This window comes from Skermanella sp. TT6 (assembly GCF_016653635.2).
GTDB classification, from domain to species: Bacteria; Pseudomonadota; Alphaproteobacteria; order Azospirillales; family Azospirillaceae; genus Skermanella; species Skermanella cutis.
This window is the reverse complement of sequence record NZ_CP067420.1, coordinates 5240424-5265914: the sequence shown is the minus strand read 5'-3', so window position 1 is coordinate 5265914 and position 25491 is coordinate 5240424. Positions and strand designations below refer to the sequence as shown.

The window sequence follows — 25491 nt, the reverse complement described above, 5'->3', positions numbered from 1 at the left end:
GCCCCGGAGGGACGGATCAGCCCGGAATGATCCTGTCCTCCTTCAGGCGCGCGAACAGGTCGAAGAAGCTGTCCGGCGTGCCCTGGTAGTCCAGGAAACCGGCCTTGCGGCTCTTGGTCATGTCGGTGACCGCCTCCATCGGGCGTCCCAGGTCGGCATCCGTGTGCCACCACGAGGCCAGCCGGGTCAGGTCGGCTTCGGCCAGGCCGTGGCGTTCCGCGATCCCGCTCCAGATCGGGCCGGCCTCCGCCATCGCCCGTTCGAGCGGACGGGCTTCGCCCGGGTAGGGTGCCGCCTCGATCCCGAACCGGGCCGTGAGGCGCGGCCACAGCCAGTTCCAGCGGAAGACGTCGCCGTTGACCACGTTGAAGTCCTCGTTGCGGCCGGCGTCCGACGTCGCGGCCCATTCCAGGTGGCGGGCCAGCAGGCGCGCGTCGGTCATGTCGGTCAGGCCGCTCCACTGGGTCGGCGAGCCGGGAAACGCGAAGGGCAGGCCGGTCTCGCGGCAGAGGGTGGCGTAGACCGCCAGCGTCACGCCCATGTTCATGGCGTTGCCGACCGCGTAGCCGATGATGGTGTGCGGCCGGTGGACGCTCCAGGTGAAGCCGCGGCGCTCCGAGGCCGCGAACAGTTCGTCCTCCTGGGCATAGTAGAAGTTCTCGACGGGCTGGCGCCCCTGCTCCTCGCGGAACGGGGTCTCCGGCACGGCGCCGGCGCCGTAGGCCTCGAACGGCCCCAGGTAATGCTTCAGCCCGGTGACCAGGGCGACGTGCTGGAGGTTCGGAGCGGAGCCGACCGCATCCAGCAGGTTGCGCACCATTTCCCCGTTGACGCGGCAGTTCTCGGCTTCCGTCGCTTGGCGCGACCAGGCCGAGATGAAGACATGGCTGACGTCCAGGCCCTTCAGGGCCGCCGCGGTCTCCTCCGGCTTGGACAGGTCGGCCGCGACCGCCCTGATCTCGGGCCGGCGGAACGACGGACGGCGCGCCAGGCCGTGGACGGTCCAGCCCCGGTCGAGCAGCCTTTCGGCAAGGTTTCCGCCGACGATGCCGCCCGCGCCGACGATGAGCGCCGTTTTCGACATGGTATCCACTCCGATCGATTGTCCTTCGGGCGCCGTCCGCCGTCCGCCGACGCGCCTCCTATGGATAACGATCGAGAAGCGCCTGTGGGGACAGGGTCGTATTCAATGAATTGTGGAAAATCCTAAGATTGTACGATGCAAACCTGCTATGTCATGGCAGAGGTGAATCAGTTTGACAGATCTTCGATGTAACAAATATGGTTGCGTATCGCCGTATGCGGAATTAACCGTGTTCGGGTATAAGTTTCTAACAAACTATAATGTGAAATAGGCGGAGGCGGTGACATGGCGATCAACAGGCTTGTCGGTTCGGGAAGCAGGTCGGTGCGCAGGCTGATCGCCGGCGGCATCGCCGCGGCCCTGTGCCTCGTTGCCGCCCAGGCGTCGGCCGAGGTCTCGACCGTGCGGTTCGCCCGGCAGCTCGGCCTGGGGTATCTCCAGCTTTACGTGGCGGAGGACCTGAAGCTGGTCGAGAAGCACGCGAAGGAGGCGGGGCTCGGCGACGTGACCGCGACCTACGCGCCGCTGGGCAGCCCCTCCGCGGTCAACGACGCGCTGCTGTCCGGCAGCGCCGATCTGGCCGCCGCCGGCATCCCGCCGTTCCTGATCCTGTGGGACAAGACCCGCGGCAACATCGGCGTGCGGGCGCTGGCGACGCTGAACTCCCAGCCGGCCTACCTGAACACCAACCGGCCGGACGTGAAATCCCTCGCCGACTTCACGGAGAAGGACAGGATCGCGGTTCCGACGGTCAAGCTGTCGTACCAGGCGATCATCCTCCAGATGGCCGCCGAGCAGGCGTTCGGCGAGGGCCGGCATGCCAAGCTCGACACGCTGACCGTATCCCTGAGCCATCCGGAAGCGACGATCTCCCTGCTGTCGGGCCGGACCGAGGTGACGGGCAGCTTCACCAGCCCGCCCTTCCAGTACCAGCAGCTCGAGAGCGACAAGGTCCACCGGGTGCTCAGCTCCTACGACGTGCTGGGCGGTCCCGGGTCGTTCAGCGCGCTGTGGGCCACCGGCCGCTTCGTCGAGAACAACCCGAAGACGGCCAGGGCGGTGCTGGCGGCCATGGACGAGGCGAGCGCCTTCATCCGGGAGAACCCGGCCGAGGCGGCGGAGATCTATATCCGCCTGGACAATTCCAAGCTGGCGCCGGAGTTCGTCCGGCGGATCATCGCCGATCCGGAGATCCAGTACTCCACGACGCCCCAGAACATCCTGAAATACACCGATTTCATGTCCCGCATCGGCACCCTGAAGAACAAGCCCGAGACTTGGCAGGAGCTGTTCTTCCCCGACCTGCACGACCGTGCGGGGAGCTGAGCCCGGGACACAGATGGAGGCATCGAAAGCCATGGGCCGGGTTCTTCCCTTCGCCTCGCAGGACGCCGATCCCGGAGTCCTTCTCGACGTCGACGACGTGACGCTCCAGTACAAGACGGAGTCGCGTCTCGTCACCGCCACATACAAGGTCGATTTCCAGGTCCACCGGGGCGACCGCTTCGTGCTGCTGGGTCCGTCGGGCTGCGGCAAGAGCAGCCTGCTGAAGGCCGTCGCCGGCTTCATCAAGCCGGTCGAGGGCACCATCCGGCTGAACGGCGCTCTGATCCGCGGCCCCGGTCCCGACCGCATGGTCGTCTTCCAGGAATTCGACCAGCTCCTGCCGTGGAAGACGGTGCAGCAGAACGTCGTGTTCCCGCTGCGCGCCCGCGGCGTGCCGGCCCGTGAGGCGGAGGAGCGGGCGCGCGCCTACATCGCCAAGGTCGGGCTGGACCGTTTCCGGGACTCCTACCCGCACACCCTCTCGGGCGGCATGAAGCAGCGGGTCGCCATCGCCCGCGCCATGGCCACCGAGCCGGAAATCCTGCTGATGGACGAGCCGTTCGCCGCGCTCGACGCGCTGACCCGCCGCCGCATGCAGGAGGAGCTGCTCCAGCTCTGGGACGACGTGCGCTTCACCGTGCTGTTCGTCACCCACTCCATCGAGGAGGCGATCATCGTCGGCAACCGCATCCTGGTGCTGTCGCCCCATCCGGGGCAGGTCAAGGCGGAGCTGAACTCCCACACCTTCGGCCATGACAAGAGCGAGGGCTTCGCCGCCTTGGAGAACCGCATCCACACCATGCTGTTCGCCGAGCAGCAGCATCCGGCCCCATTCCGGGGAGCCCCGTCCCCGAGAGCCCCGTCCGTGACCAGGGCCGCCCGTCCATGACCGCCCATCCGCAACGCCTGGTCCCCTCGGTCCGGCCGGAGTTCGAGCGCGGCGTGACCGACGCCGGCGTGATCGGCGACATCAGCCGGCCGCTGTCGGCCTGGGAGCGGCTGACCGGGAACACGCTGGCCCGGCGGATCTTCATCCTGGTCCTGCTGGGCGCCGCCTGGCAGGGCTACGCCGTCTGGACCCAGAACCCGCTGATGTTCCCGACCCTGTCGGAGACGCTGGCGACTCTCTGGACCAGCCTGGTGGACGGGACGCTGATCGAGCGCTGCCTGACCTCGCTCCGCGTCCTGGTGGTGGGCTATGCCGCCGGCATCGCCGCGGCGTCGGTGCTGACCATGCTGGCGGTCACCACCCGCTTCGGCAACGACCTGCTGAGCACGCTCACCAGCATGTTCAACCCGCTGCCGGCGATCGCGCTGCTGCCGCTGGCGCTGCTGTGGTTCGGCCTGGGGGAGGGCAGCCTGACCTTCGTGCTGGTCCACGCCGTGCTGTGGCCGATGGCGCTCAACACCCATTCCGGCTTCATGGGCGTCAGCGAGACCCTGCGCATGGCCGGGCAGAACTACGGCCTGAAGGGCCTCCGCTATGTCCTGCTGATCCTGGTGCCGGCGGCGCTGCCGTCGATCCTGACCGGCCTGAAGATCGGCTGGGCCTTCGCCTGGCGCACCCTGATCGCCGCCGAGCTGGTGTTCGGCGTCAGCTCCGGGGCCGGCGGCATCGGCTGGTTCATCTACGAGAACCGCAACCAGCTGGAGATCCCGAGCGTCTTCGCCGGGCTGCTGATGGTGATCATCATCGGCCTGCTGGTCGAGAGCGTGGTCTTCCGAACCCTCGAAATCCATACCGTCAGAAAATGGGGAATGCAGCGATGAGCCCGAGCCCGACGCTTCTCGACGACATCGACGTGGTCCCGGTCTCGCCCGTGCTGGGTGCCGAGATCAGGGGCATCGACCTGTCCCGCGGCCTGGACGACCGCCAGTACGAGCGGGTCAACCAGGCCCTGCTCGACCACCGCGTCATCGTGTTCCGCGACCAGGACCTGTCCGACGACGACCTGCTGGCCTTCAGCCGCCGCTTCGGCACCCTGGACAAGGCGCCGCCGAACGAGAACGGCAAGCAGTTCGTGCCCGGCTACGAGGAGATCTACGTGATCTCCAACGTGGTCGAGAACGGCGTCGCGATCGGGGCGCTCGGCGCCGGCGAGGCTTCCTGGCACACCGACATGTCGTTCCTGCCCGATCCGCCGCTGGGCAGCGTGCTCTACTCGCTGGAGGTCCCGCCGGCCGGGGGCGACACCTGGTTCCTGAACACGGTGCTGGCCTATGAGTCGCTGCCGGAGACCTTGCGCGCCCGGGTCGACGGCCTGTCGCTGAAGCATGACAGCACGACCAACAGCGGCGGCTTCATCCGCTACGGGTACGAGAAGCCGACCGACCTGGCGACCTCGCCCGGGACGGTGCATCCGCTGGTGATCACCCACCCGGAAAGCGGCGATCGCGCCCTGTACCTGGGCCGCCGGCTGAACGCCTTCGTCGTCGGCCTGCCGATCGGGGAGGGCGAGGCGCTGCTGGACGAGCTGTGGTCCCACGTCGCCAAGCCCGAGTTCACCTGGGCGCATTCCTGGCGGAAGGGCGACCTGGTGATGTGGGACAACCGCGTCACCATGCACCGCCGCGACAGCTTCGACAACCAGTACCGCCGCCTGATGCACCGCACCCAGATCCGGGCGCGGCACAAGGCTTGAGTTGCGGATGGTCGCCAACCTGTCCGGCACGGTTGTTGCGCGCCCTGCGAAAGGGTTAGTGCCAGGCAAAATCATTCCATTTTCGTCATGGCCGGACTTGATCCGGCCATCTTTCACGGGAAGCATCGGAGCTTCCGTGCCTTGAGATCCGCGGGTCACGCCCGCGGATGAGTGCGTCCGTGAGGACGTTTTGTCAGTGTGGTGCAAGTCCGCACCGAAGGAGGTCACGACTTCGAAGCCGAAGGTAACTGCGTCGCCGCGAAGCGGGGTGGGGAGCAACCTGAGGCGAACCGGCGGTCCGTAGGATGACGAACCCGTTTCGGCGGGGTGGCTCGGCGAGCCTGCTCATTCATGGCGAAGCCTGGAACCGACCGTCGGCGCTGAGGTGACTGGGAAAGCGACCGGCGGGACCACCACGTGGGTGGGGGCGGAATGTCGGGACGGCAAGGCGGAGTAAGCGGAGAGACCTGCCGGCGCGGGTGACGGCGGCAGGAGTCAGAGCCTTCATATTACCGCGATGGCGCGGGACCGCCGGAGGGCGGTCGCCGGCGCCGGAGAGGGACGGATAGCAAAACCGGCCCGAGGGAAGGGAGGCAGGAAGTGGAACGGGGAAGGACGGGGATGACGCAAGGAACAGTTCCGGGAGTGCCGGTAACGGCTAAACAAGGGACGGAAGCCCAGGCTCGGGATTGGAGCTGGGTGGAAGCGTCGATCTGGACCGGCCCCATGGTGTCGGCGCTGGGCAACGGCGTCAAAGGAGGCAAATGGTACAGCCTGATCGACAAAGCGATCCGGCCGGCGACCCTGGAGTGCGCGTGGCGGCGTGTCGCGCGTAACAAGGGGGCGGCGGGCGTGGACGGGCAGAGCATCGCCCGGTTCACGCTCCAGGCGGATCGGTACCTGCGGGAATTGCACGAGGACCTGAACAGCGGCAGCTACCGGCCAAGCCCGGTCCGGCGCGTGGAGATCCCGAAGGGGACGGCAAAACCCGCCCCCTGGGCATCCCCACGGTCAAGGACCGGATCGTCCAGACGGCTCTCAAGCTGACGATCGAGCCCATCCTCGAAGCCCGGTTCCGGGACGGCAGCTACGGCTTCCGCCCCGGCCGCGGCTGCAAGGATGCCTTGCGCGCGGTCGACCGGGCGCTCAAGGACGGATACGCCTGGGTGGTGGACGCCGACCTGGAACGGTACTTCGACACGATCCCGCGCCGGGACCTCATGGCCCGGCTCGGCGACCTGATCAGCGACGGGCGCGTCCTGGAGTTGATCGACAGCTTCCTCCAGCAGGACATCATGACGGAAACGGCACGATGGACACCGGTCGCGGGAGCTCCGCAAGGGGCGGTGATCTCACCGATCCTGAGCAACTTGTACCTGCACCCGCTGGACGAGCTGATGGAAGCCGAAGGCTACCGCATGATCCGCTACGCGGACGACTTCGTCGTCCTGTGCCGGGACGAGGCGCAGGCCCGCGCGGCCCTGGCCCGGGTGCAAGCCTGGGTGGCCGACAACGGCCTGACGCTCCATCCCGACAAGACGCACGTCGGAGACTGCCGGCAACCCGGCCAGGGCTTCGACTTCCTCGGCTACCGCTTCGAGGCGGGACGCCGATACGTGCGGGACAAGAGCCTGAAGGCGTTCAAGGACAAGATCCGGGCCCGCACCGGCCGCAGCCGGGGCGTCAGCCTGGATCACGTCATCGCGGATCTCAATCCGGTGCTGCGGGGGTGGTTCGGCTACTTCAAACATGCTCGAGCCCGCCTCTTCACGCAACTGGACAAGTTCATCCGCAGACGCCTGAGGGCGATGCTGCGCAAGCAATCCCGACGCCCAGGCTTCGGGAAAAGCTATGCAGACCATCGGCAATGGACCAATGCCTACTTCGCGACCAGGGGACTGTTCACCCTCTCGACAGCCCTCAGGCAAGCGAGACACTCCCGATGAGGAAAGCCACGACTGGAGAGCCGTGTGCGGGAAAACCGCCCGCACGGTTCGGAGGGAGGGGAGGCAAAACCTTCCCTACCCCTATCGAACCGAACGAGAAAACAGTCGCATTGAATGTTCTCAATCGTTGATAGGCAAGTACCGTGCCGGACAGCCGTGGACTTGATCCGGCCACGACGAAGCGGGAGCATCGCTGCCTGTGGCTGTTGTTATCATGCGGCATGGCCGGGGATGCTCCCGCGGCCGGATTCAACTCGCGTAGAAGATCTCCAGCCCTTCCGACTCCGACGACAGCGCCTCCAGCGCCTGCTCCGCGTCGGACAGGGCCTCCCACAGTTCATGGGCCAGGGTCCGACGGTCGCATTCGGCATCGGGGCTGTCCAGCAGCCGCCCCAGCTTGCGGTGGGAGACCAGCGCCTTGTGGCGCATCCAGGCGACCCGTGCCCGTTCGGCGTCGCCGACACCCGCTTCCAGGTCGCGAAGGGTCACGGGGGCGTCCTCCGGGACATAGGTCAGGCGGGCATAGGCGGCCGGCATCCGGGCGGTCTGGCGCAGCACCGTGCCGGGAAGCTGGAGCATGCCGAAACCCGCCGGCCACGCGCTGTCGTCGGCCAGGCTGAGGATCAGGTCCGAGCTTTCGCCGGTCCGGACCGGCGCCGGGATCACGTGGGTTCCCATCAGCCCTCCGACGGCACCGGCGACGGCGGGATGGCGCGCCAGGTCGGCCAGGAATTTGGCGGAGCCGCCCCGGCGCGCCGCCGCGGCGACGCCGTCCCGGCTCAGGACCCGGAAAGGGGCCGTGATCGGGGGCCGGTGGCGCCGTCCCGCCTCCCCGCCGGGGGACAGGTCCAGCGACCAGGCCGGCGGCTCCAGGGCCAGATGGCGGTCGGGGTTGAAGTCAGGTTCCGCGCCCGGCTGACTGCTCCGGCGCGACGTCAGGGGAATGATCGTCGCATCCATCGGCATGCCTCCTCCGTGGTTGTCCGTTCTCAACTCCGACCATCATCCCAGCTAATCACGACTTAATCAATCGAGATTATGGAGTCTTTAACCTCCAGCCTGCCCCAGGGCCTGCTCCAGGTCGGCGATGATGTCGTCGATATGCTCGATGCCGATCGACAGGCGGACATAGCCCTCGCTGACGCCGGTGGCGAACTGCTCCTCGATCGACAGTTGCGAGTGCGTGGTGCTGGCGGGGTGGATCGCCAGGCTGCGCGCGTCGCCGATGTTGGCGACGTGGTAGAGCAGCTTGAGGCTGTCGATGAAGCGCCGGCCCGCCTCCCGGCCGCCCTGCAGCTCGAAGCCGACCAGGCCGCCGTAGCCGCCCTTGAGATAGGCGTCCGCGCGCGTGCGCTCGTTCCCCTGCTGGAGGCCGGGATAGATCACCTTGGTCACGCTGGGATGCCTGGACAGATACTCTGCGACCGAGGCCGCGTTCCGGCTGTGCTCGCGGATGCGCAGCGGCAGCGTCTCCAGCCCCTGGAGGATCTGGAAGGCGTTGAACGGGCTGAGCGCGCAGCCGAGGTCGCGCAGCAGGGTGGTGCGCGCCTTGATGATGTAGGCGACGGGACCGATCCCCTTGACCGCCTCGACCCAGACGGCGCCGTGGTAGCTGGGATCGGGCTGGTTCAGCAGCGGCTGGCGTTCCGGGTCGGCGGCCCAGTCGAAGCTGCCGCCGTCCACGATCATGCCGCCGATCGAGGTGCCGTGGCCGCCGATATATTTGGTGGTCGAATAGACGATGACGGCGGCGCCGTGGTCGAATGGACGGGCCAGGATCGGGGCCGCCGTGTTGTCCACGATCAGCGGGATGCCCAGCGGCCGGCCGATGTCGGCGACCTCGCGGATCGGGAACACGGTCAGCTTGGGGTTGGGCAGCGTCTCGGCATAGTAGGCGCGGGTGCGGTCGTCGGTGGCGCGGCGGAAATTCTCCGGGTCGGCCGGATCGACGAACCGGACCTCGATGCCCTGCTGCTTCAGGGTATTGGCGAACAGGTTCCAGGTTCCGCCGTACAGGTTGGTCGAGCTGACGATGTTGTCGCCCGCCTGCGCCAGGTTCTGCACCGCCAGGGCCGAGGCCGCCTGTCCCGAACTGACCGCCAGCGCCGCGACGCCGCCCTCCAGGGCCGCGATGCGCTTCTCCAGCACGTCGGTCGTGGGATTCATGATCCGGGTGTAGATGTTGCCCAGTTCCTTGAGGGCGAACAGGTTGGCGGCGTGCTCGGTGTGCTCGAACTGGTACGACGTTGTCTGGTAGATCGGCACCGCGACGGCGCCGGTCGCCGGGTCGGACCGGTATCCGGCATGCAGCACCAGCGTCTCGGGGTGCGGGGCGCCGGGGTTGGGGGAATCGGGGGTCTTGCCGGTGGCGCTCATGGCTTGCGGTTCCTCTCTTCTGGCCTGCCCACGGGATCCTTCGGTGCCCGTGGGTCATGGAGGCCCAAGCTACAGGATCGCCGGCCGGCTGGGTATCTTCTTTTGTGAATTGAACCTATTCAGCAGGGACGTTGTGTATTTTCTCGGCGGGCATGGCCGAGGCGATGCCGGCCAGTTCCTCTCGGGCGTGGCGGATGATCTGCGCGGCGCCCCAGACCGCCAGGGTCGCCATGATGGCGGCCACGGCGATGTCGGGCCAGCCGGTGCCGGTGCCGAACACGCCCAGGGCCGCGGCCATGACGGCGAGGTTGGCGATGGCGTCGTTGCGAGAGCAGATCCAGACTGAGCGGCGGTTGCTGTCGCCCTCGCGGTGGAAATACAGGAGCAGCGCGCAGGCGATGTTGGCCGCCAGTGCCAGCGCGCCGACGGCACCCATGATCCCGGCTTCCGGAACGGTCTGGTTGAAGGCGTTCCAGGCGGTCTGGAACGCCACCAGCAGCCCGACCGCTCCCAGCGAGACTCCCTTCAGCAGGGCCGCGCGGGCGCGCCACCGGAGCGCCATGCCGAGCACCAGCAGGGAGATCGCGTAGTTCGCCGCGTCGGCCAGGAAATCGACCGAGTCGGCGAGCAGCGAGACCGAGTCGGCCGCAGCGCTCGCCGCCAGTTCCGTCAGGAACATGCCGGAATTGATCGCCAGGGCTGTCCACAGGACGCGGCGATAAATCTTGTCCACCGGAGGCTTGGCGGATGAACATCCGCCGTTGCAGCAGCCCGCAGCCATGGCGATCCTCTTTCTTCAGTGTAACGACTTTTCCATCGGCTGTGACGATCGACATTGCTTCGGGACCGGAAGACCTTATTTTCCGTTCCTATGTCGGCCGTCGCGGCGCGGTCCGGTCCGGTCATGATGTCGCCGCGCTTGGGAGCACCGGGTCCATGAGTGAAGTACAGTTTGCAGTACCGGAATTCGCAGCGCCAGGGGATGAAGCGGCTTCACGGCCGGCCTCGCGCGCCAGCGACATGGTCTGGGGACTTCTGCGCGCCGACGCGGTCCGCATCTCCTCGGAGGAGGAGATCCTGCGCGGCTTCATCCATGGCGCGGTCCTGTTCCACGACGATTATGCCGGCGCCCTGGGAGCGCTCCTCGCCCACAAGCTGGGCGACAGGAACATGCCGTCCGAGCGGCTTGAGCGGCTGGCGCACGAAGCGCTGTCCGATGACCCCGACATCGTCGAGGCCGGCGCCGCCGACCTGATCGCGATCCTGGAGCGCGACCCGGCCGCCGACAGCTATCTGACGCCGTTCCTCTACTTCAAGGGCTTCCACGCGCTCCAGTGGCACAGGATCGGCCACTGGCTGTGGACCCACGGTCGCCACAGCCTCGCCCATTTCCTTCAGAGCCGGGTGTCGGAGGTATTCGCGATCGACATCCACCCGGCGGTGCCGGTCGGCCGCGGCGTCTTCATCGACCACGGCACCGGACTGGTCGTCGGAGAGACTGCGGAGATCGGCAACAACGTCTCGATCCTCCAGGAGGTGACCCTGGGCGGTACCGGCAAGGAGCACGGCGACCGCCACCCCAAGGTGCGCGACGGCGTGCTGCTGTCGGCCGGCGCCAAGATCCTGGGCAACATCGTGATCGGACGCGGCGCCAAGGTCGGCGCCGGCAGCGTGGTGCTGAAGGAGGTCCCCGAGTGCGCCACGGTGGTCGGCGTGCCGGCCAAGGTCGTCGGCTGGTGCAGCGGCCCGGCGGCGGCCCTGGCGATGGACCAGAGCCTGCCGGAGCCCGACTACAGCATCTAGTGCGGTACCCGATCCGGTCCTCGCGGCCGGACGTTCCACTCTCCGCACCGTGTCGCGCCATGGGCGCAACCTACGGCTCGATGCAGGGCCGAGGTGATGCGGGCCGACGATCGTAGGTTGCGCCCATGGCGCAACGCATCGGATCGGCCGTCTCGGGCGGATCGACCTGATCGGGTACAGCCCCAGCGTTCCGGCCATGGTGTCGGCGCCGGCCTGCGGCCGAGGCCGACCTACCGGGATACCCATGGTCATCGTCCGCTCCGGGTCGGCATCCAGCCCCGGAGCGTCAGCGCGTTGGCGACCACGCTGACGGAGCTGAGCGCCATGGCGGCGCCGGCTAGGACGGGGCTGAGATAGCCCAGCGCCGCCAGCGGGATGCCCACCACGTTGTAGGCGAAGGCCCAGAACAGCCCCTGCCGGATCTTGGCGTAGGTCCGTCTGGACACGTCGAGCGATCCCGCCACCAGGGCCGGGTCGCCGCGCATCAGCGTGACGCCGGCCGTGTGCATGGCGACGTCGGTGCCGGTCGCCATGGCGATCCCGACATCGGCGGAGGCCAGGGCCGGCGCGTCGTTGATGCCGTCGCCGACCATGGCGACGGTCTTCCCCTCCGCCTTCAGCCGGGCCACCACGTCGGCCTTGTCGCCGGGCAGGACCTCGGCGAAGACCCGGTCGATCCCCAGCTCCCGCGCCACGGCGCCGGCGGCGCCCGCGCTGTCGCCGGTCACCATCACCGCCTCGATCCCGCGGGCATGCAGCGCCGCGACGGCCTCCCGGGCACCCGCCTTGACCGTGTCTCCGAACGCTACCAGCCCCAGCACGCGGGACTGCGGCGCCGCCTCGGCCAGCCAGGACACCGTGCGGCCCGACGCTTCCAGCGCATCGGCCCGCTGCTCCAGCGCTCCCAGGGACAATCCGGTCTCCGCCAGCAGCCGGCGGGTGCCGAGCAGCAGGGAGCGGCCCTCTACCCGGCCCGAGACGCCGCGCCCGGCGAGCGCCTTGAAGCCGGCCGCCGGCACGGCCGCGGCGCCCTCGGCACCGGCCAGGTCGCGCACGGCGCGGGCCAGCGGATGCTCGCTGCCCTGCTGGAGCGAGGCTGCCAGCCGCAGCAACTCGCCGCGGCCTACGCCGGCTGACGGGACCAAGTCGGTCACCCGCGGCTTGCCCTCGGTCAGGGTGCCGGTCTTGTCGAAGGCGACGGTGGTGACCGCATGGGCGCGTTCCAGCGCCTCGGCGTCCTTGATCAGGATGCCGTGGCGCGCGGCGGATCCGGTGCCGACCATGATCGCCGTCGGGGTGGCGAGGCCGAGCGCGCAGGGGCAGGCGATCACCAGCACCGACACGGCGGTCAGGATCGCCGCCTCCAGGTCGCCGCCGAGCGCCCACCACGCGGCGAAGGTCACGGCGGCGATCACCAGCACGATCGGGACGAAGACGGCGCTGACCCGGTCCACCGTCCGCTGGATCGGCGCCTTGGATGCCTGGGCGCCTTCGACCATGCGGACGATGCGGGCGAGCATGGTCTCCGATCCGACCGCCGTGGTCTCCACCGCGAGCATGCCGTCCACGTCGATCGATCCGCCCGTGACCGCCGAACCCGGCGCCTTCTCCACCGGCAGGCTCTCGCCGGTCAGCATGCTTTCGTCGACCGAGCCCTCGCCCTCGCGCACCCTTCCGTCCACCGGGATCCGCTCGCCGGGGCGGACCACCACGATGTCGCCGACCCGGACCCGCTCGACCGCGACCTCGTGCTCCACCCCGTCGCGGCGCACGCGGGCGGTGTCGGGCCGCAGGTCCATCAACGCCCGGATCGCCGCGGCGGTCTGGCCCTTGGCCCGGCTCTCCAGCCACTTGCCCAGCAGGATGAAGGTGATCAGCACGGCCGACGCCTCGTAATAGAGGTGCGGCGCGTGGCCGCCGTGATCCGCCGGTCCCAGGGCCGCCATGTACTGGACCAGCAGCAGGTAGGTGCTCAGCCCCCAGGCGGCCGAGGTGCCGATCGCGACCAGCAGGTCCATGTTGCCGGCGCCCGCGCGAACGGCCTTGAAGGCCGCGACGTAGAACCGCCAGCCCAGCCAGAACTGGACCGGCGTCGCCAGCGCGAACTGGAGCCAGCCCGGCGGCATGACGTCGAGCCCGGCCATGTCGCCGGCCATCCCGGCGACCAGGGGAAGCGACAGGGCCGCGGCGATCATTACCCGCGTCAGGTCCTGCCGCGACCGGTCGCGCGCCTCTGCCACCGCCTTGCGGCCGGCGCTTGGTTCCTCGGCGGCGATAGGGGCGGCCCGGAAGCCGGTGCGGTCCACCGCGGCGACCAGGGTTTCCCCGTCGAGGCCGCTGCCGACCACGTGCGCCCGCTCGGTCGCCAGGTTGACCGACGCCTCGGTGACGCCGGGCACCCGGCGCAGCGCCTTTTCCACCCGGCCCACGCACGACGCGCAGGTCATGCCCTCGATCGACAGGTCGAATTCGGCCTGTCCGGCATCGGGTGGATTGTCGGTTCGGATTGCGGCGTAAGCCATGGCTGACCTCTCGGCTTCTCTGTAACCCCATATGGATGGGGCTTCCAGTCGTGGGAAGGTCAAGGGCTATTTGCCGCGGTCGCTGCGCTATGGTGCGTCGGCACGCGGCGCTTCGACTCCATCTGTATTCGAGTTGTCCTTAATCTCTCGTAAAAAGTTCTTTGTCACAGTAGGCGCGCAACACAAGAGGGCGTCATCGTGGGCTTTTCTTCGATCAGGCATATTCCAGTCTATGTCGTGACAGATATGACAAAACCCGTTGCTGCGTGCTCGATGGCGAAGGCGCGCATCCTGATCGAGAAGCATGCCGCGAAACTTCAGTCGATCAACGGGCGGTCCGGAGTCATCGTCAATTCGACCGATGTTCTCATGGCCCATCTCGGCCCTCTACTTCAGTTCCTTTCTCCCCGGGAAGCCACGGAGGCGGAAGCGGTCACCGCCGACCTTCCTCCCGCTCCCTGCCACCGGCCCATGAACGACCGGGAAGTGGCGGAGCACCTGATCCGGGCGGCGGGCCTGACGGCCTCCGCCCAGGGAGGGCTGGACGACAAGGCGGTCGTGGAGATTCGCGACATCCGGCAGAGGCTTGCCGACGCCATCCCCGGCATGACCTTCCCGCGCCCGACCACCGGCCCCCTGGCAAGCAGGCTCAATCAACTGCTCTTGATCTTCAGCCAGGCGCAGAGCGACCGGAAGCTGGACGACATCGACGTCATCAGGCAGGTCCAGGCCCTGACCTGGTAGGGGCTGCCTGCGGTTGTTCTCCGATCCCGGCGGGATGAACCCGGTGTTCTCCCCGAGGCGTCCTATCGCGAGGTTCCGCGGCCCGCCTCGCGATTGATGCAGAACAAGCCGACCAGCGACAGGCACATGCCGACGGCCATCATCGGTGACAGCGGCTCCCCGAAGACGGCATGCGCCCAGATCATGGTTACGGGCGGGCTGAGATAAAGCGCCCCGCTCGCGCTCTCGGCCGAACCCAGGCGCAGGCATGCCCAGTACAGTCCGTATCCCCCCAGCGTCGGGATCAGCACGAGCCACAGGAGGCTCAATCCGAACGTCGGACTCGCGACGGGTGCGATGCCGCCCTCGACCAGGGCCAGGATGCCGAAGACCGGCACGCTGACGCAGACCTGGATGAAGAGCGTCGCCGAGATCGGCAGGGACAGGTCGGTTCCGCCGATCCTCTCCTGGATCAGCGTCGCGACGGCCAGGGACAGCATGCCCAGCACCGGCAAGCCATAAGCCCACACCGGTGCCGAACCCAGCCGGAAGCTTTCGCCGGCCACGGCCACGACGCCAAGGGCACCGATGCCGACGCCGATCCATCGCAGCCCACCGGTGCGCCGTCCGGGCAGGAAGATCGCCATTCCCGCGACCGCCAGGGGCAGCAGGTCGGCGGCCAGTGCCGCCAGTCCCGCCGGAACCCCGTACTCGATGGATTTCGCGATCGGCGCCAGATAACCGCAGATGGCGAAGACGCCGATCAGCGCCTGACGGCCTATCGCCGCCCGCGGCGCCGCGCGGAGAGCCGGCAATGCGAAGGGCAGCAGCAGCGGGACCGCCAACGCGAAGCGCCAGAACGTGACCAGGAACGCCGGCGCATGCTCGGCCGCGAAGCGGTAGCCGATGAAACCCGCGCTCCAGGCGACCACCATGGCCGCCTGGAGCCCGAAAAGCACGAAGGCCGGGGGAGCGGCGCGACCCACCGCGTTTCCCGCCCGTCCCGTGGTGGCCCATGCGTTCGCCGCGCCCCTGACTGTCTTGCCCCTGACTGTCTTGTCCATGACTGTGCTCCTTTCCGTCATGGAGTTGACATTCGGGTGGCGAGGTAGTTCAATCAAACGAAACTAAATGAACCAGTAATGCGAAAATATTGAACTATGCCGCAGCCCCTCGACATCGAGCTTCTTCGGACCTTCCACGCCATTGCCCGTTTCCGGCAGTTCCGCGCGGCTTCGCTCCATCTCAACCGCAGCCCTTCGGCGGTCAGCACGCATGTCCGCCGCCTCGAGGAGCTTGCCGGCCGGCGCCTGTTCGAGCGCGACAACCAGGGGGTGACACTGACACCCTCCGGGCGGAGCCTGCTGATCCAGACCGTCGAGTTCCTGCAAGCCCATGACCGGATCGTCGCGGGCTTCGACGCATCCGCGGCCACCGGGCGGGTGCGGTTCGGCGTCTCCGAGGAATATGCCCACCGGCTCTTGCGCGACGCTCTGCCCCTCTTCTCCGCTGAACATCCCGCCGTCGAACTCGAGGTCGAGACCGGTCCGAGCGGGGAGCTTGCGAACCGGCTGGAGCGCGGCAGCCTGGATCTCGCCGTCGTCGTGGAACCCGCGGGCCAGTCGCGCCGGCCCGGCGGCACGGCTTTCGGCACGACGCAACCCGTCTGGGTCGCGGGCGCCGGTTCGCATCTCGCCGCGGATATCCCGGTGCCCCTCGCCCTGCACGGCTCCGGCTGCCCTTACCGGAGCGCCGCGGTCGATGCCTTGGCGGCGATCGGCCGTTCGTGGCGGACGATCGTGACAAGCTCGGGATCCGCCGCCATCGAGGCGGCGATCGAGGGCGGCTTCGCCGTCGGAATCCTCGACCGCGCCCGCGTCACCGATGCCATGAGGATCCTCGGGCAGGACGAGGGATTGCCGCCTCTGCCCGCCCATGAATTGGTCATTGCCCGGGCACCCGGGGCTGCCGGCAAGGCGCAGGATCTCCTTGCCGAAACGATCGTCCGCCACTTCCGCCTTTGAGGCTGGGACATGGGGGTGCGCTCCCGATCCGTGCTACGACGGCGGGAGAGTATGAGGATGGTGGAGACGGAATCTCAGTAGATCAACTGACGGGTGCGGCGATCCGCACCGTTTTCAAAGCCCGTCTGAGAGTTGATCGGAGTTGCGGATCGCGGTCATGGTTGCCCATTCAGAAGGGGAGTGCCCCGCTGAGGCGGACGGTCATCGTCGTCGTGCGGACCCTGACGGTGTCCCTGACGTAATCACTGTCTTCGATCCAACTAAAAACGCACACACCGCAAGGCATGTGTCGATCAGCGCTGGCCAGCACCGGAAAACGTCGAGTTCTTCGGCTGAATGAACCGTGTGCGCCACTGCGGCCGGTTCCCCGCGCAAGGCGGAGAAGCGCAGTGTGTTGTAGCGCATCTCTGAGTGATGGCGGAGGGAGCGGGATTCGAACCCGCGATACCATTTCTGGTATACACACTTTCCAGGCGTGCGCCTTCAACCACTCGGCCACCCCTCCATCAAGGCCGCGGAAAATACTCAACGGCGGGGGCGGATTCAAGCACTTCGTTCACGTCGGCTCCCGGGAAAGTGAAGAAGGGTTCGGTTGCGCCTCCCGGGGTGGCGGCGCATGTTCCGGCACGGCGTCAATCAGCGGTGAGGAACGAGTGGTCGTCCTGAGAATGATCGGAGGGGTCCTGCTGCTGGCGGGGCTCGCGGCGTTGGGCTGGGACCTGTGGCAATGGAGCGAGATGGGGAGCCAGATGGCGGCGGCCGGCGGGCTGCATCTCTCCGCCGCCGGCGAGCTGTGGTACCGCCTGCATCCCGGCAGCCTGAACCTGACCCAGGCGGTGGTGCAGCGCTATCTGATGCCGGAGCTGTGGGATCCCGTGCTCCTGACCGTCCTGCTGTGGCCGGCAGCGCTTGTGCTGGCGGTGCCGGGGCTGGCGCTGCTGGCGCTGGGATCGCTCAGGCGGTCCTGAGCCCGTCCAGCAGCTCGCCGACGGTGCGGCACAACAGCGCGATGTCCTGGTCGCGCGACAGGCGGTGGTCGCCGTCCTTCACCAGGGTGATCCTCACGTCGTCGCCGGCCAGCCGCTCCGCGATGCGCTGGCTGGTGCGCCACGGCACGTCGGCGTCGCGCATGCCGTGGAGCAGCCGCACCGGGCAGGTCAGCGGGATGGTCCCGCGCAGCAGCAGGTGGTCCCGGCCGTCCTCGACCAGGAGGCGGGTATAGGCATAGGGATCGCCGTAGTCGGACGGCTTCAGCAAGGTGCCGGTCTCCGTCAGCGTGGCGCGGTCGGTCTCGTCCAGGGTGGACCAGATCAGGTCCTCGGTGAAGTCCGGCGCCGCGGCGATGCCGACCAGGCCGGCGACGCGTTCCGGCCGGGCGAGCGCCGTCAGCAGCATCATCCAGCCGCCCATGGAGGAGCCGACGATGACCTGCGGCCCCTCCGTCAGCCGGTCGAACGCGGCCAGCGCGTCGCGCGACCATTGGCCGATCGAGCCTTCCTCGAACCGGCCGCTCGACGCGCCGTGGCCCTGGTAGTCGAACCGGACGAACGCCGTGCCCCGGCCGCGGCAGAAGCTTTCCAGGGCGACCGCCTTGGTGCCGGTCATGTCCGATTTGAAGCCTCCCATGAAGATGACGCCGGGAGTGCTTCCTTCGCTGCGGCGATAGGCTATGGTGGCGCCTTCATGCGCCAGGGTATTTTCGGGCGAAGCGTTCAGATCGGTCATATCGAAAGATTCCATGAGCGGGGCACACAACACTACCACGGCCGGGCCGCACGACAACTCCGGGCGGGAGGAGGCCAAGCCGGAGGAGGCTAGGCGGGACGAGCCAGGTTCGGCGCCGGGGCGGCCCGTCGTCCTTCAGGTGCTGCCGGCCCTCGTCACCGGCGGCGCGGAGCGCGGTGCCATCGACGTGGCGGCGGCGCTGCACCATGCCGGGGGGACGCCGCTGGTCGCGTCGGCCGGCGGACCCATGGCGCGCGAGCTGGAACGCTGGCGGATCCCGCATTTCACGCTGCCGCTCGACAGCAAGAACCCGCTGACCCTGTGGCGCAACGTCGACCGGCTGAGCCGGATCATCCGCGAGCACAAGGTCGACATCGTCCATGCGCGCAGCCGGGCGCCGGCCTGGAGCGCCTATGGCGCGGCGCGGCGGACCGGCGTGCCGTTCATGACGACCTTCCATGCCCCCTACAACTTCTCGGGCAAGTCGAAGCGCTTCTACAATTCGGTCATGGCGCGGGGCGACCGGGTGATCGCCATCTCCGAGTTCATCCGCGACCATATCCTGACCAACTACCGGATCGACCCGGACCGCATCCGGGTGATCCACCGCGGGATCGATTCCAACGGCTTCGCGCCCGACCGGGTCAGCCCCGAGCGGGTGATCCAGCTGGCCCGCGCGTGGCGGCTGCCCGACGGCCATCAGGTGATCATGCTGCCGGGCCGGCTGACCCGGTGGAAGGGCCAGACCGTGCTGATCGACGCGCTCGCCCGGCTGGGCCGCAAGGACGTCTGCTGCCTGATGGTCGGGTCCGACCAGGGACGCGCCGGCTATCGCCAGGAGCTGGAGGAGCAGGTGCGCCGCCTGGGGCTGGAAGGCGTCGTCCGGCTGGTGGACCATTGCAACGACATGGCGGCCGCCTACATGCTGGCCGACGTGGTGGTCTCCGCGTCCAGCGATCCGGAGGCCTTCGGCCGGGTCATCGTCGAGGCCCAGGCCATGGGCCGGCCGGTGATCGTGACCAACCACGGGGCCGTGCGCGAGACCGTGGTCGCCGGCGAGACGGCCTGGGTGGTCCCGCCGAACGACGCCGATGCCCTGGCGGAGGCGCTCGGCGAGGCGCTGGCCCTGGACGCGGACCAGAGGGCCGTGCTGGGCGAGCGCGCCATGGCCTATGTCAACAGCCGCTTCACCCGGGACCGCATGTGCCGCGACACCCTGGCCGTCTATGGCGAGCTGATGGCGGAACGGGCGGCGGGGAACGGCGGCGAAGGCACTGGTTCCGGCGGGCCGCGCCAAGCTTGACTCGACCGGCAATGCGCCTAGAGTGCGGCATCTTTATTGGGATGATTGTTTTCTGACGATGCAGACGGCTGAACAGATCCAGAAAGTCGCCGTCACCCTGCCGGACGGCAGCGTGCGCGACTATGATGCCCCGGTGACGGGCCGGCAGATCGCCGAATCGATCGGCAAGCGGCTGGCCAAGGACGCGCTTGCCGTGAAGGTCGACGGCAATCTCCGCGACCTCGCCACCCGCATCACTTCGGACGCCGCCGTCGAGATCGTCACCCGCGACCATCCGGACGTCCTCGGCCTGATCCGGCACGACGCCGCCCATGTCATGGCGGAAGCCGTCCAGACGCTGTATCCCGGCACGCAGGTCACGATCGGCCCGGCGATCGCCAATGGCTTCTATTACGACTTCGCCCGAGCGGAGCCGTTCACGCCCGACGACCTCGAGCGGATCGAGGCGAAGATGCGCGAGATCGTGTCCCGGGACGCGCCCTTCACCTGCGAGGCATGGGACCGGGACGAGGCGATCCGCTTCTTCGAGGCGCGGGGCGAGAAGTACAAGGCCGAGATCATCCGCGACCTGCCGGAGACGGAGACCATCACGGTCTACCGCCAGGGCGAGTGGCTGGACCTGTGCCGCGGGCCGCACATGCCGTCCACCGGCCGGCTCGGCCAGGGATTCAAGCTGATGAAGGTGGCGGGCGCCTACTGGCGCGGCGACCACCGCAACGAGATGCTCCAGCGCATCTACGGCACGGCTTGGCGCGACGAGAAGGAGCTGAAGGCCCACCTGCACCAGCTGGAAGAGGCGGAGAAGCGCGACCACCGGCGGCTCGGCCGGGAGATGGACCTGTTCCACCTCCAGGAGGAGGCGGTCGGCAGCGTCTTCTGGCACGACAAGGGCTATACCCTGTGGCGCACGCTGGAGAACTATGTCCGCGCGCGGCTGCAGCGGTCCGGCTATGTCGAGGTCAAGACGCCGCAGCTGATCGACCGGGCGCTCTGGGTGGCCTCGGGCCACTGGGAGAAGTTCCGCGAGGCGATGTTCACCGCCAACGCCGACGACGAGAAGGTGCTGGCACTGAAGCCGATGAACTGCCCGGCCCATGTCCAGATCTACAAGCAGGGGATCACGAGCTACCGCGACCTGCCGCTCCGCATGGCCGAGTTCGGCTCGTGCCACCGCAACGAGCCGTCGGGCAGCCTGCACGGCATCATGCGGGTGCGCGCCTTCACCCAGGACGACGCGCACATCTTCTGCACGCCGGAGCAGATCACGTCGGAGAGCATCGCCTTCTGCGACCTGCTGCTCAGCGTCTACAAGGACCTGGGCTTCACCGACGTGTCGGTGAAGTTCTCGGACCGCCCGGAGACCCGCGCCGGCACCGACGAGGTGTGGGACCGCGCAGAGGCGGCGCTGCGCGAGGCGATCGAGGCCGCCGGCCTGCCCTATACCATGAACCCCGGCGAGGGCGCCTTCTACGGCCCGAAGCTGGAGTTCGTGCTGCGCGACGCGATCGGCCGCGACTGGCAGTGCGGCACCCTGCAGGTGGACTTCGTCCTGCCGGAGCGGCTGGACGCGGAGTATGTCGGCGAGGACGGCCAGCGGCACCGGCCGGTCATGCTCCACCGGGCCATCCTGGGGTCGATGGAGCGCTTCATCGGCATGCTGATCGAGCACTACGCCGGCAAGTTCCCGCTCTGGCTGGCTCCGCTCCAGGCGGTCGTGGCGACCATCACCAACGAGGCGGACGGGTATGCCGCCGAGGTGGCCAACGAGCTTCGCCGGGCCGGAGTCAGGGTGGAGCTTGACACCCGGAACGAGAAGATCAACTTCAAGGTCCGCGAACACAGCCTCGCGAAGGTGCCCTTGATGGTGGTGGTGGGCAAGCGCGAGGCCGAGGAGCGGACCGTGGCATTGCGCCGTCTGGGCGGCAAGGATCAGGAAGTTCTTGCTCTCGACGCCGCTGTCAATACAATTGTGGCCGAAGCGAGGTCGCCTCTTGGCAATCTCGCGCCGGAATCACCATTCTAATCCTGGAGTGATCCAGGTCAGGTCGTTCGTGGCCTGGGATGACTACAATACCGGTTGCCTGGGTCCCGGCGGGTCATGAGCCCCCGCCCGGGACTGACCGAAACGCCGGGTGCCGGTTTCAACGAGGGAGACTATTCCATAGCCAGACCAAATGCCGACTCCACACCGTCCCGTGATGGGCCGCGGGTCAATCGGGAAATCAATGTCCGCTCCGTCCGCCTGGTGGATGCCGCCGGCGAAATGGTCGGGGTCGTTTCGCTCCGCGAGGCGCTGATCGCCGCGGAAGAAGCAGGGCTCGACCTCGTCGAGGTCTCCCCGAATGCGGATCCGCCGGTGTGCAAGATCCTCGACTATGGCAAGTTCAAGTACGAGGCGCAGAAACGGGCCAACGAGGCGCGCAAGAAGCAGAAGATCATCGAGGTTAAGGAAATCAAGATGCGTCCTAACATCGATGACAACGACTATGACGTCAAGATGCGCAGCGCCCGTCGGTTCCTTGAGGAAGGCGACAAGGTGAAGGTCACCATGCGCTTCCGCGGCCGCGAGATGGCTCACCAGGACCTTGGCATGAACGTGCTGGTCAAGGTGCGCGACGATCTCCAGGAAATGGCCAAGGTCGAGCAGATGCCCAAGCTGGAAGGCCGCCAGATGATCATGGTCCTGGCTCCCAAATGACGCGTTGACCGGATTGGTCCTGGGGAGATCCGCTCCCAGGCCGCAAACGTACGAAAGCCCGCCGTTCGGCGGGCTTTCGCGTTTTCGGGGGGATGGTGCGACGTCGTCGCCCGGTCAGTTGGGCTTGTCGTCGTTCATGTCCCGGCGCACTTCCTGGCTCTTGTCCTGGATGGCATTGCCGATGTTCTCCATCGCCTCGCCGGTCTGCTTGGCGGCGTTGCTGACGCTGTTGTCGATCGACTCGCCCGCACGTTCCGCCGGGCCTTCGTTATCGCAGGCCGCGAGCATGGGGACGCCCAGGACCAGGAAAGCACCCAGGGCGGCACGTCGAAGACCCGAACCGGTCAGGGAAAACATGAAGCAACCTTTCGAATTGTCTGCGTTGCTTCACGAACACGTGGGGGGTGTGGTTGTTCCGGTTAGGGCGCCTAGCCTATTCGGCGGACCGAGGATCCAGCCGCTCCAGGATCGACAGGGCCTGCGTTGTATCTCCTTCGGCCGCCATCGATCTGAAACGGCGTTCCGCGTCCCATGCCGCCAGCGCTTGGACGCTCATCTCCTCGATCCGGCCGTTCACGCTGAGTTCACGGCTGCGGGCCAGCGCCTCGAGCCGTTCGGCGGTATCGTCGGTCAATCGGATCGTCAGCTTGCTCATGGCAAAAGCTCCAGGCATTCGGCCGGCGTCATCTTGTAGCGTCCGCCGCAAGACTTCGCGAGCGGCCCCGCCGGCCGAGCGCAATCCGGCAACGAAGACGTTGGTATCGATGACGATCAAGGCCATGCGGATCGAACGAAAGAGGCCGGGGAGCGTGCTCCCCGGCCTCATTCTGTCCCTGGTACCCCGCCGGTTTTACGCCGCGGCCTTGATCCCGGCGTCGCGGACGCCCGGCTCGACCTCGTCGGCGAACTGCTTGAAGTTCGCTTCGAAGCGCTTGGCGACTTCGCGGGCGGTCTCGTCGTACGCGCGCTTGTCGTGCCAGGTGTTCTTCGGCTGGAGCACGTCGGCCGGCACGTCCGGGCAGGCTTCGGGGATGAACAGGCCGAAGTTGGGGTCGGGCCGGTGCGGCGCGTCGGCCAGGTTGCCCTCCAGCGCCGCGCGGATCAGCGAGCGGGTGTGGCCGATCGACATGCGCTTGCCGGTGCCGTACGCGCCGCCCGACCAGCCGGTGTTGACCAGCCAGACGTTGGAGCCGTGCTTGGCGATCTTGTCGCCCAGCAGCTTGGCGTACACCGCCGGGTGGCGCGGCATGAAGGGGGCGCCGAAGCAGGTCGAGAAGGTGGCCTGCGGCTCGGTCACGCCCTTCTCCGTCCCGGCGACGCGCGCGGTGTAGCCGGACAGGAAATGGTACATGGCCTGGTCGGGCGTCAGCTTGCTGATCGGCGGCAGCACGCCGAAGGCGTCGGCGGTCAGCATCACGATGTTCTGCGGGATGCCGCCGATGCCGGTGTCGCTGACGTTGGGGATGAAGTCGAGCGGGTAGGAGGCGCGGGTGTTCTCGGTGTAGCGGCCGTCGTCCAGGTCGAGCACCCGGGTGTCCGGGTCCATCACGACGTTCTCCAGGATCGTGCCGAACCGGCTGGTGGTGGCGTAGATCTCCGGCTCGGCCTCGGCGCTCAGGCGGATCACCTTGGCGTAGCAGCCGCCCTCGAAGTTGAAGACCGAGGTCTCGGACCAGCCGTGCTCGTCGTCGCCGATCAGCGTGCGGCTGCCGTCGGCGGACAGGGTCGTCTTGCCGGTGCCGGACAGGCCGAAGAACACCGCCGTGTCGCCCTGGGGCCCGATATTGGCCGAGCAGTGCATGGGGAGCACGCCGCGGGCCGGCAGCAGGTAGTTCATGACGCTGAAGATGCCCTTCTTGATCTCGCCGGCATAGGAGGTGCCGCCGACCAGGATCAGGCGCTTCGCGAAGTTGCACAGGATGAAGACGTCGGACCGGGTGCCGTCACGCTCCGGCACGGCCTTGAAGTCGGGCACCTGGAGCACGGTGAACTCCGGCGCGAAATGCATCCGGTCCTCGGCGGACGGGCGGATGAACATGTTCTGGGCGAACAGGTTGTGCCAGGCGTGCTGGGTGACGATGCGCACCGGCAGGCGGTATTCCGGGTCGGCGCCGGCGTAGAGGTCCTGGACGAACACCTCGCGCCCCTGGAGGTAGGCCGCGACCCGGCCGTGCAGCCGGTCGAACTGCTCCTCGGTGATCGGCTTGTTGACGTTGCCCCACCAGATGTCGCCGCTGGTCGAGTCCTCCTGCACGATGAACTTGTCGTTGGGCGAACGGCCCGTGTGCTGACCGGTGATCGCCACCAGCGGTCCACCCTTGGCGAGAGTCGCCTCGCCCCTCACCAGCGCCTGTTCATAGAGCCCGGCCGCGCTGTAGTTCCAGTGCGCCGCCTTGAGGCCGGACAGGCCCAGATAGTCGAGGCCGTTGCTGCTGATGGTCGGTCCGAATTGCTTCACGGTCATTCTCTCCACGTTATTTCTCTGTCCGGTTTGCCGGATTACAGTCGGCCTTGGCTCAGGCCTGCGTTTCCCCTCGAATCCGGCGCGCCCGCCGGACCAGATCCACGAGTTCCCGCCGGGCGCCCTCGGCATCGAACACCGTGCGGCCGAAATCCATCCGGGCGGTCCGACCCCCCAGGCGCAGGTCGCATCCGTCGGGGTCGATGCCGGTCAGCTTCCAGCCGCCGCCTTCCCGGCCCAGCAGCACGGTCGCGTACAGCTCGACCGCGTCGGCATGGTCCTCGTTCATATGCTCTACGATATCCGCGTCCCGCAGCGCCAGTGTCTCGATATCTGGGAGACGAAAAAGCAGGTCGTCGCCCGCGATCCAGCGGATCCGGCCGAAACCCGCCACGAGGTGGGCGCGCTCGACCGCGATCCGGTAGATCGCGAAATCACCGAATCCGGCGTACAAGGATGCGCTTTCGTGCCGCGCCAGGAAACGGACACGATGACGCGGGTCGTCGCTGCGCTCCGCCCGGCCCAGCACCGAGACCCTGGAACCCGCCAGCGGCTCGTCCAGGCCGGCGGTCCCGTCGAAAAGCAGGCCGACGCGCGGATCCATCTTGATGTTCGCGGTGTGGTCCGCCAGATCTGAGAGGAAAAGCAGGGGAGACGCGTCGTGGTCGAGCGCCGCGAGCACCAGCGACGGATAGGGCCAGCCGGCCGCGTCGCGCTGGGCGGTGGACAGGGCGGCGCGGCCGGTCGCGCGCATCACGCGGCGGGCCGCCGCGGCGACGTCCGGACCGGTTCCGGGGGCGGGGTCCGGGGCCGGGCCCGGTCCGGTGCTGGTATTCATCGAAGCAACCCGCCTCTTTC

General features: G+C 67.9%; 24 protein-coding genes and 1 tRNA gene. 13 read left to right on the top strand and 12 right to left on the bottom strand.

The window, feature by feature from the left end; translation table 11 throughout:
* Positions 1–16: 16 nt before the first annotated feature.
* Positions 17–1084 (bottom strand): SDR family oxidoreductase, encoded by a 1068-nt coding sequence (locus tag IGS68_RS24570; protein ID WP_201074996.1) that lies wholly within the window; start codon positions 1082–1084, stop codon positions 17–19.
* Positions 1085–1369: 285 nt separating this feature from the next.
* Here IGS68_RS24570 and IGS68_RS24565 point away from each other — a divergent pair, with 285 nt between their 5' ends.
* The 6 genes from IGS68_RS24565 (at position 1370) to ltrA (ending at position 6998) form a co-directional block, all read left to right on the top strand.
* Positions 1370–2410: an ABC transporter substrate-binding protein gene (locus IGS68_RS24565; RefSeq protein ID WP_201074994.1), complete on the top strand. Its 1041-nt coding sequence runs from the start codon at positions 1370–1372 to the stop codon at positions 2408–2410.
* A gap of 31 nt (positions 2411–2441) precedes the next feature.
* Complete coding sequence (locus tag IGS68_RS24560) at positions 2442–3299, top strand: ABC transporter ATP-binding protein (RefSeq protein WP_201081652.1); 858 nt, start codon at positions 2442–2444, stop codon at positions 3297–3299.
* Positions 3296–4180 carry an ABC transporter permease gene (locus tag IGS68_RS24555; RefSeq protein WP_201074992.1) on the top strand — a complete coding sequence of 295 codons (885 nt, stop codon included), beginning with the start codon at positions 3296–3298 and terminating at the stop codon, positions 4178–4180. The genes IGS68_RS24560 and IGS68_RS24555 overlap by 4 nt, the downstream gene beginning before the upstream one ends.
* The gene (locus IGS68_RS24550) at positions 4177–5052 is read left to right on the top strand and encodes a TauD/TfdA dioxygenase family protein (RefSeq protein ID WP_201074989.1); all 876 of its coding nucleotides are present in this window, start codon (positions 4177–4179) and stop codon (positions 5050–5052) included. Before IGS68_RS24555 ends, IGS68_RS24550 begins: the two co-directional genes overlap by 4 nt.
* 699 nt (positions 5053–5751) lie before the next feature.
* A complete protein-coding gene (locus tag IGS68_RS35710; protein WP_247881063.1) occupies positions 5752–6099 on the top strand; it encodes a hypothetical protein in 348 nt (115 codons plus the stop codon).
* Positions 6048–6998: a group II intron reverse transcriptase/maturase gene (gene ltrA, locus IGS68_RS24545; protein ID WP_371821919.1), complete on the top strand. Its 951-nt coding sequence runs from the start codon at positions 6048–6050 to the stop codon at positions 6996–6998. The genes IGS68_RS35710 and ltrA overlap by 52 nt, the downstream gene beginning before the upstream one ends.
* 249 nt (positions 6999–7247) lie before the next feature.
* On the opposite strand, the gene IGS68_RS24540 is transcribed toward ltrA, so the two are convergent.
* From IGS68_RS24540 to IGS68_RS24530, 3 genes are all read right to left on the bottom strand, one after another.
* A complete protein-coding gene (locus IGS68_RS24540) occupies positions 7248–7958 on the bottom strand; it encodes a hypothetical protein (RefSeq protein WP_201074987.1) in 711 nt (236 codons plus the stop codon).
* Positions 7959–8045: 87 nt separating this feature from the next.
* Entirely contained in the window at positions 8046–9374 is a 1329-nt protein-coding gene (locus IGS68_RS24535) for an O-acetylhomoserine aminocarboxypropyltransferase/cysteine synthase family protein (protein WP_201074985.1), read from the bottom strand.
* Between the two features lie 115 nt (positions 9375–9489).
* Complete coding sequence (locus tag IGS68_RS24530; RefSeq protein ID WP_247881062.1) at positions 9490–10107, bottom strand: cation transporter; 618 nt, start codon at positions 10105–10107, stop codon at positions 9490–9492.
* A 203-nt stretch (positions 10108–10310) separates the two neighbouring features.
* Between IGS68_RS24530 and cysE the strand changes: the two genes are divergently transcribed.
* Entirely contained in the window at positions 10311–11177 is an 867-nt protein-coding gene (cysE, locus tag IGS68_RS24525; protein ID WP_247881061.1) for a serine O-acetyltransferase, read from the top strand.
* Positions 11178–11425: 248 nt separating this feature from the next.
* Here the strand turns inward: cysE and IGS68_RS24520 are convergent, their stop codons facing one another.
* Positions 11426–13699, bottom strand: coding sequence for a heavy metal translocating P-type ATPase (locus tag IGS68_RS24520; protein WP_201074974.1), 2274 nt, complete (start codon positions 13697–13699; stop codon positions 11426–11428).
* Positions 13700–13972: 273 nt separating this feature from the next.
* On the opposite strand from IGS68_RS24520, the gene IGS68_RS24515 reads away from it, so the two are divergent.
* A complete protein-coding gene (locus IGS68_RS24515; protein ID WP_201074972.1) occupies positions 13973–14443 on the top strand; it encodes a hypothetical protein in 471 nt (156 codons plus the stop codon).
* A gap of 62 nt (positions 14444–14505) precedes the next feature.
* Here IGS68_RS24515 and IGS68_RS24510 read toward each other — a convergent pair whose 3' ends face one another.
* Positions 14506–15486 carry a DMT family transporter gene (locus IGS68_RS24510; protein WP_201074970.1) on the bottom strand — a complete coding sequence of 327 codons (981 nt, stop codon included), beginning with the start codon at positions 15484–15486 and terminating at the stop codon, positions 14506–14508.
* A gap of 96 nt (positions 15487–15582) precedes the next feature.
* Between IGS68_RS24510 and IGS68_RS24505 the strand changes: the two genes are divergently transcribed.
* Positions 15583–16446 carry a LysR substrate-binding domain-containing protein gene (locus IGS68_RS24505; protein ID WP_201074968.1) on the top strand — a complete coding sequence of 288 codons (864 nt, stop codon included), beginning with the start codon at positions 15583–15585 and terminating at the stop codon, positions 16444–16446.
* A gap of 415 nt (positions 16447–16861) precedes the next feature.
* Here IGS68_RS24505 and IGS68_RS24500 read toward each other — a convergent pair.
* Positions 16862–16951: transfer RNA gene (locus IGS68_RS24500), tRNA-Ser, on the bottom strand.
* Positions 16952–17099: 148 nt separating this feature from the next.
* On the opposite strand from IGS68_RS24500, the gene IGS68_RS24495 reads away from it, so the two are divergent.
* On the top strand, positions 17100–17414 hold the full coding sequence (locus tag IGS68_RS24495; protein ID WP_247881060.1) for a hypothetical protein: 315 nt from the start codon (positions 17100–17102) through the stop codon (positions 17412–17414).
* Here IGS68_RS24495 and IGS68_RS24490 read toward each other — a convergent pair.
* Positions 17401–18171 carry an alpha/beta hydrolase gene (locus IGS68_RS24490; protein ID WP_201074966.1) on the bottom strand — a complete coding sequence of 257 codons (771 nt, stop codon included), beginning with the start codon at positions 18169–18171 and terminating at the stop codon, positions 17401–17403. The two genes, IGS68_RS24495 and IGS68_RS24490, sit on opposite strands and share 14 nt — an antisense overlap.
* A gap of 13 nt (positions 18172–18184) precedes the next feature.
* Here IGS68_RS24490 and IGS68_RS24485 point away from each other — a divergent pair, with 13 nt between their 5' ends.
* The 3 genes from IGS68_RS24485 to infC all read left to right on the top strand — a co-directional run bounded on the left by IGS68_RS24485 (position 18185) and on the right by infC (position 22172).
* The gene (locus IGS68_RS24485) at positions 18185–19474 is read left to right on the top strand and encodes a glycosyltransferase family 4 protein (RefSeq protein ID WP_201074964.1); all 1290 of its coding nucleotides are present in this window, start codon (positions 18185–18187) and stop codon (positions 19472–19474) included.
* A gap of 58 nt (positions 19475–19532) precedes the next feature.
* Positions 19533–21497 (top strand): threonine--tRNA ligase, encoded by a 1965-nt coding sequence (gene thrS / locus IGS68_RS24480; protein ID WP_201074962.1) that lies wholly within the window; start codon positions 19533–19535, stop codon positions 21495–21497.
* 75 nt (positions 21498–21572) lie between these two features.
* Positions 21573–22172, top strand: a complete 600-nt coding sequence (gene infC / locus IGS68_RS24475; RefSeq protein ID WP_201074960.1) for a translation initiation factor IF-3 — start codon at positions 21573–21575, stop codon at positions 22170–22172.
* A gap of 114 nt (positions 22173–22286) precedes the next feature.
* On the opposite strand, the gene IGS68_RS24470 is transcribed toward infC, so the two are convergent.
* The 4 genes from IGS68_RS24470 to IGS68_RS24455 form a co-directional block, all read right to left on the bottom strand.
* A complete protein-coding gene (locus IGS68_RS24470; RefSeq protein WP_201074958.1) occupies positions 22287–22529 on the bottom strand; it encodes a hypothetical protein in 243 nt (80 codons plus the stop codon).
* Between the two features lie 76 nt (positions 22530–22605).
* Complete coding sequence (locus IGS68_RS24465; RefSeq protein WP_201074957.1) at positions 22606–22953, bottom strand: ribbon-helix-helix protein, CopG family; 348 nt, start codon at positions 22951–22953, stop codon at positions 22606–22608.
* Positions 22954–23022: 69 nt separating this feature from the next.
* Positions 23023–24636: a phosphoenolpyruvate carboxykinase gene (locus IGS68_RS24460; RefSeq protein WP_201074953.1), complete on the bottom strand. Its 1614-nt coding sequence runs from the start codon at positions 24634–24636 to the stop codon at positions 23023–23025.
* Between the two features lie 52 nt (positions 24637–24688).
* Entirely contained in the window at positions 24689–25471 is a 783-nt protein-coding gene (locus IGS68_RS24455; RefSeq protein WP_201074951.1) for a HugZ family pyridoxamine 5'-phosphate oxidase, read from the bottom strand.
* Between the last annotated feature and the right edge of the window lie 20 nt (positions 25472–25491).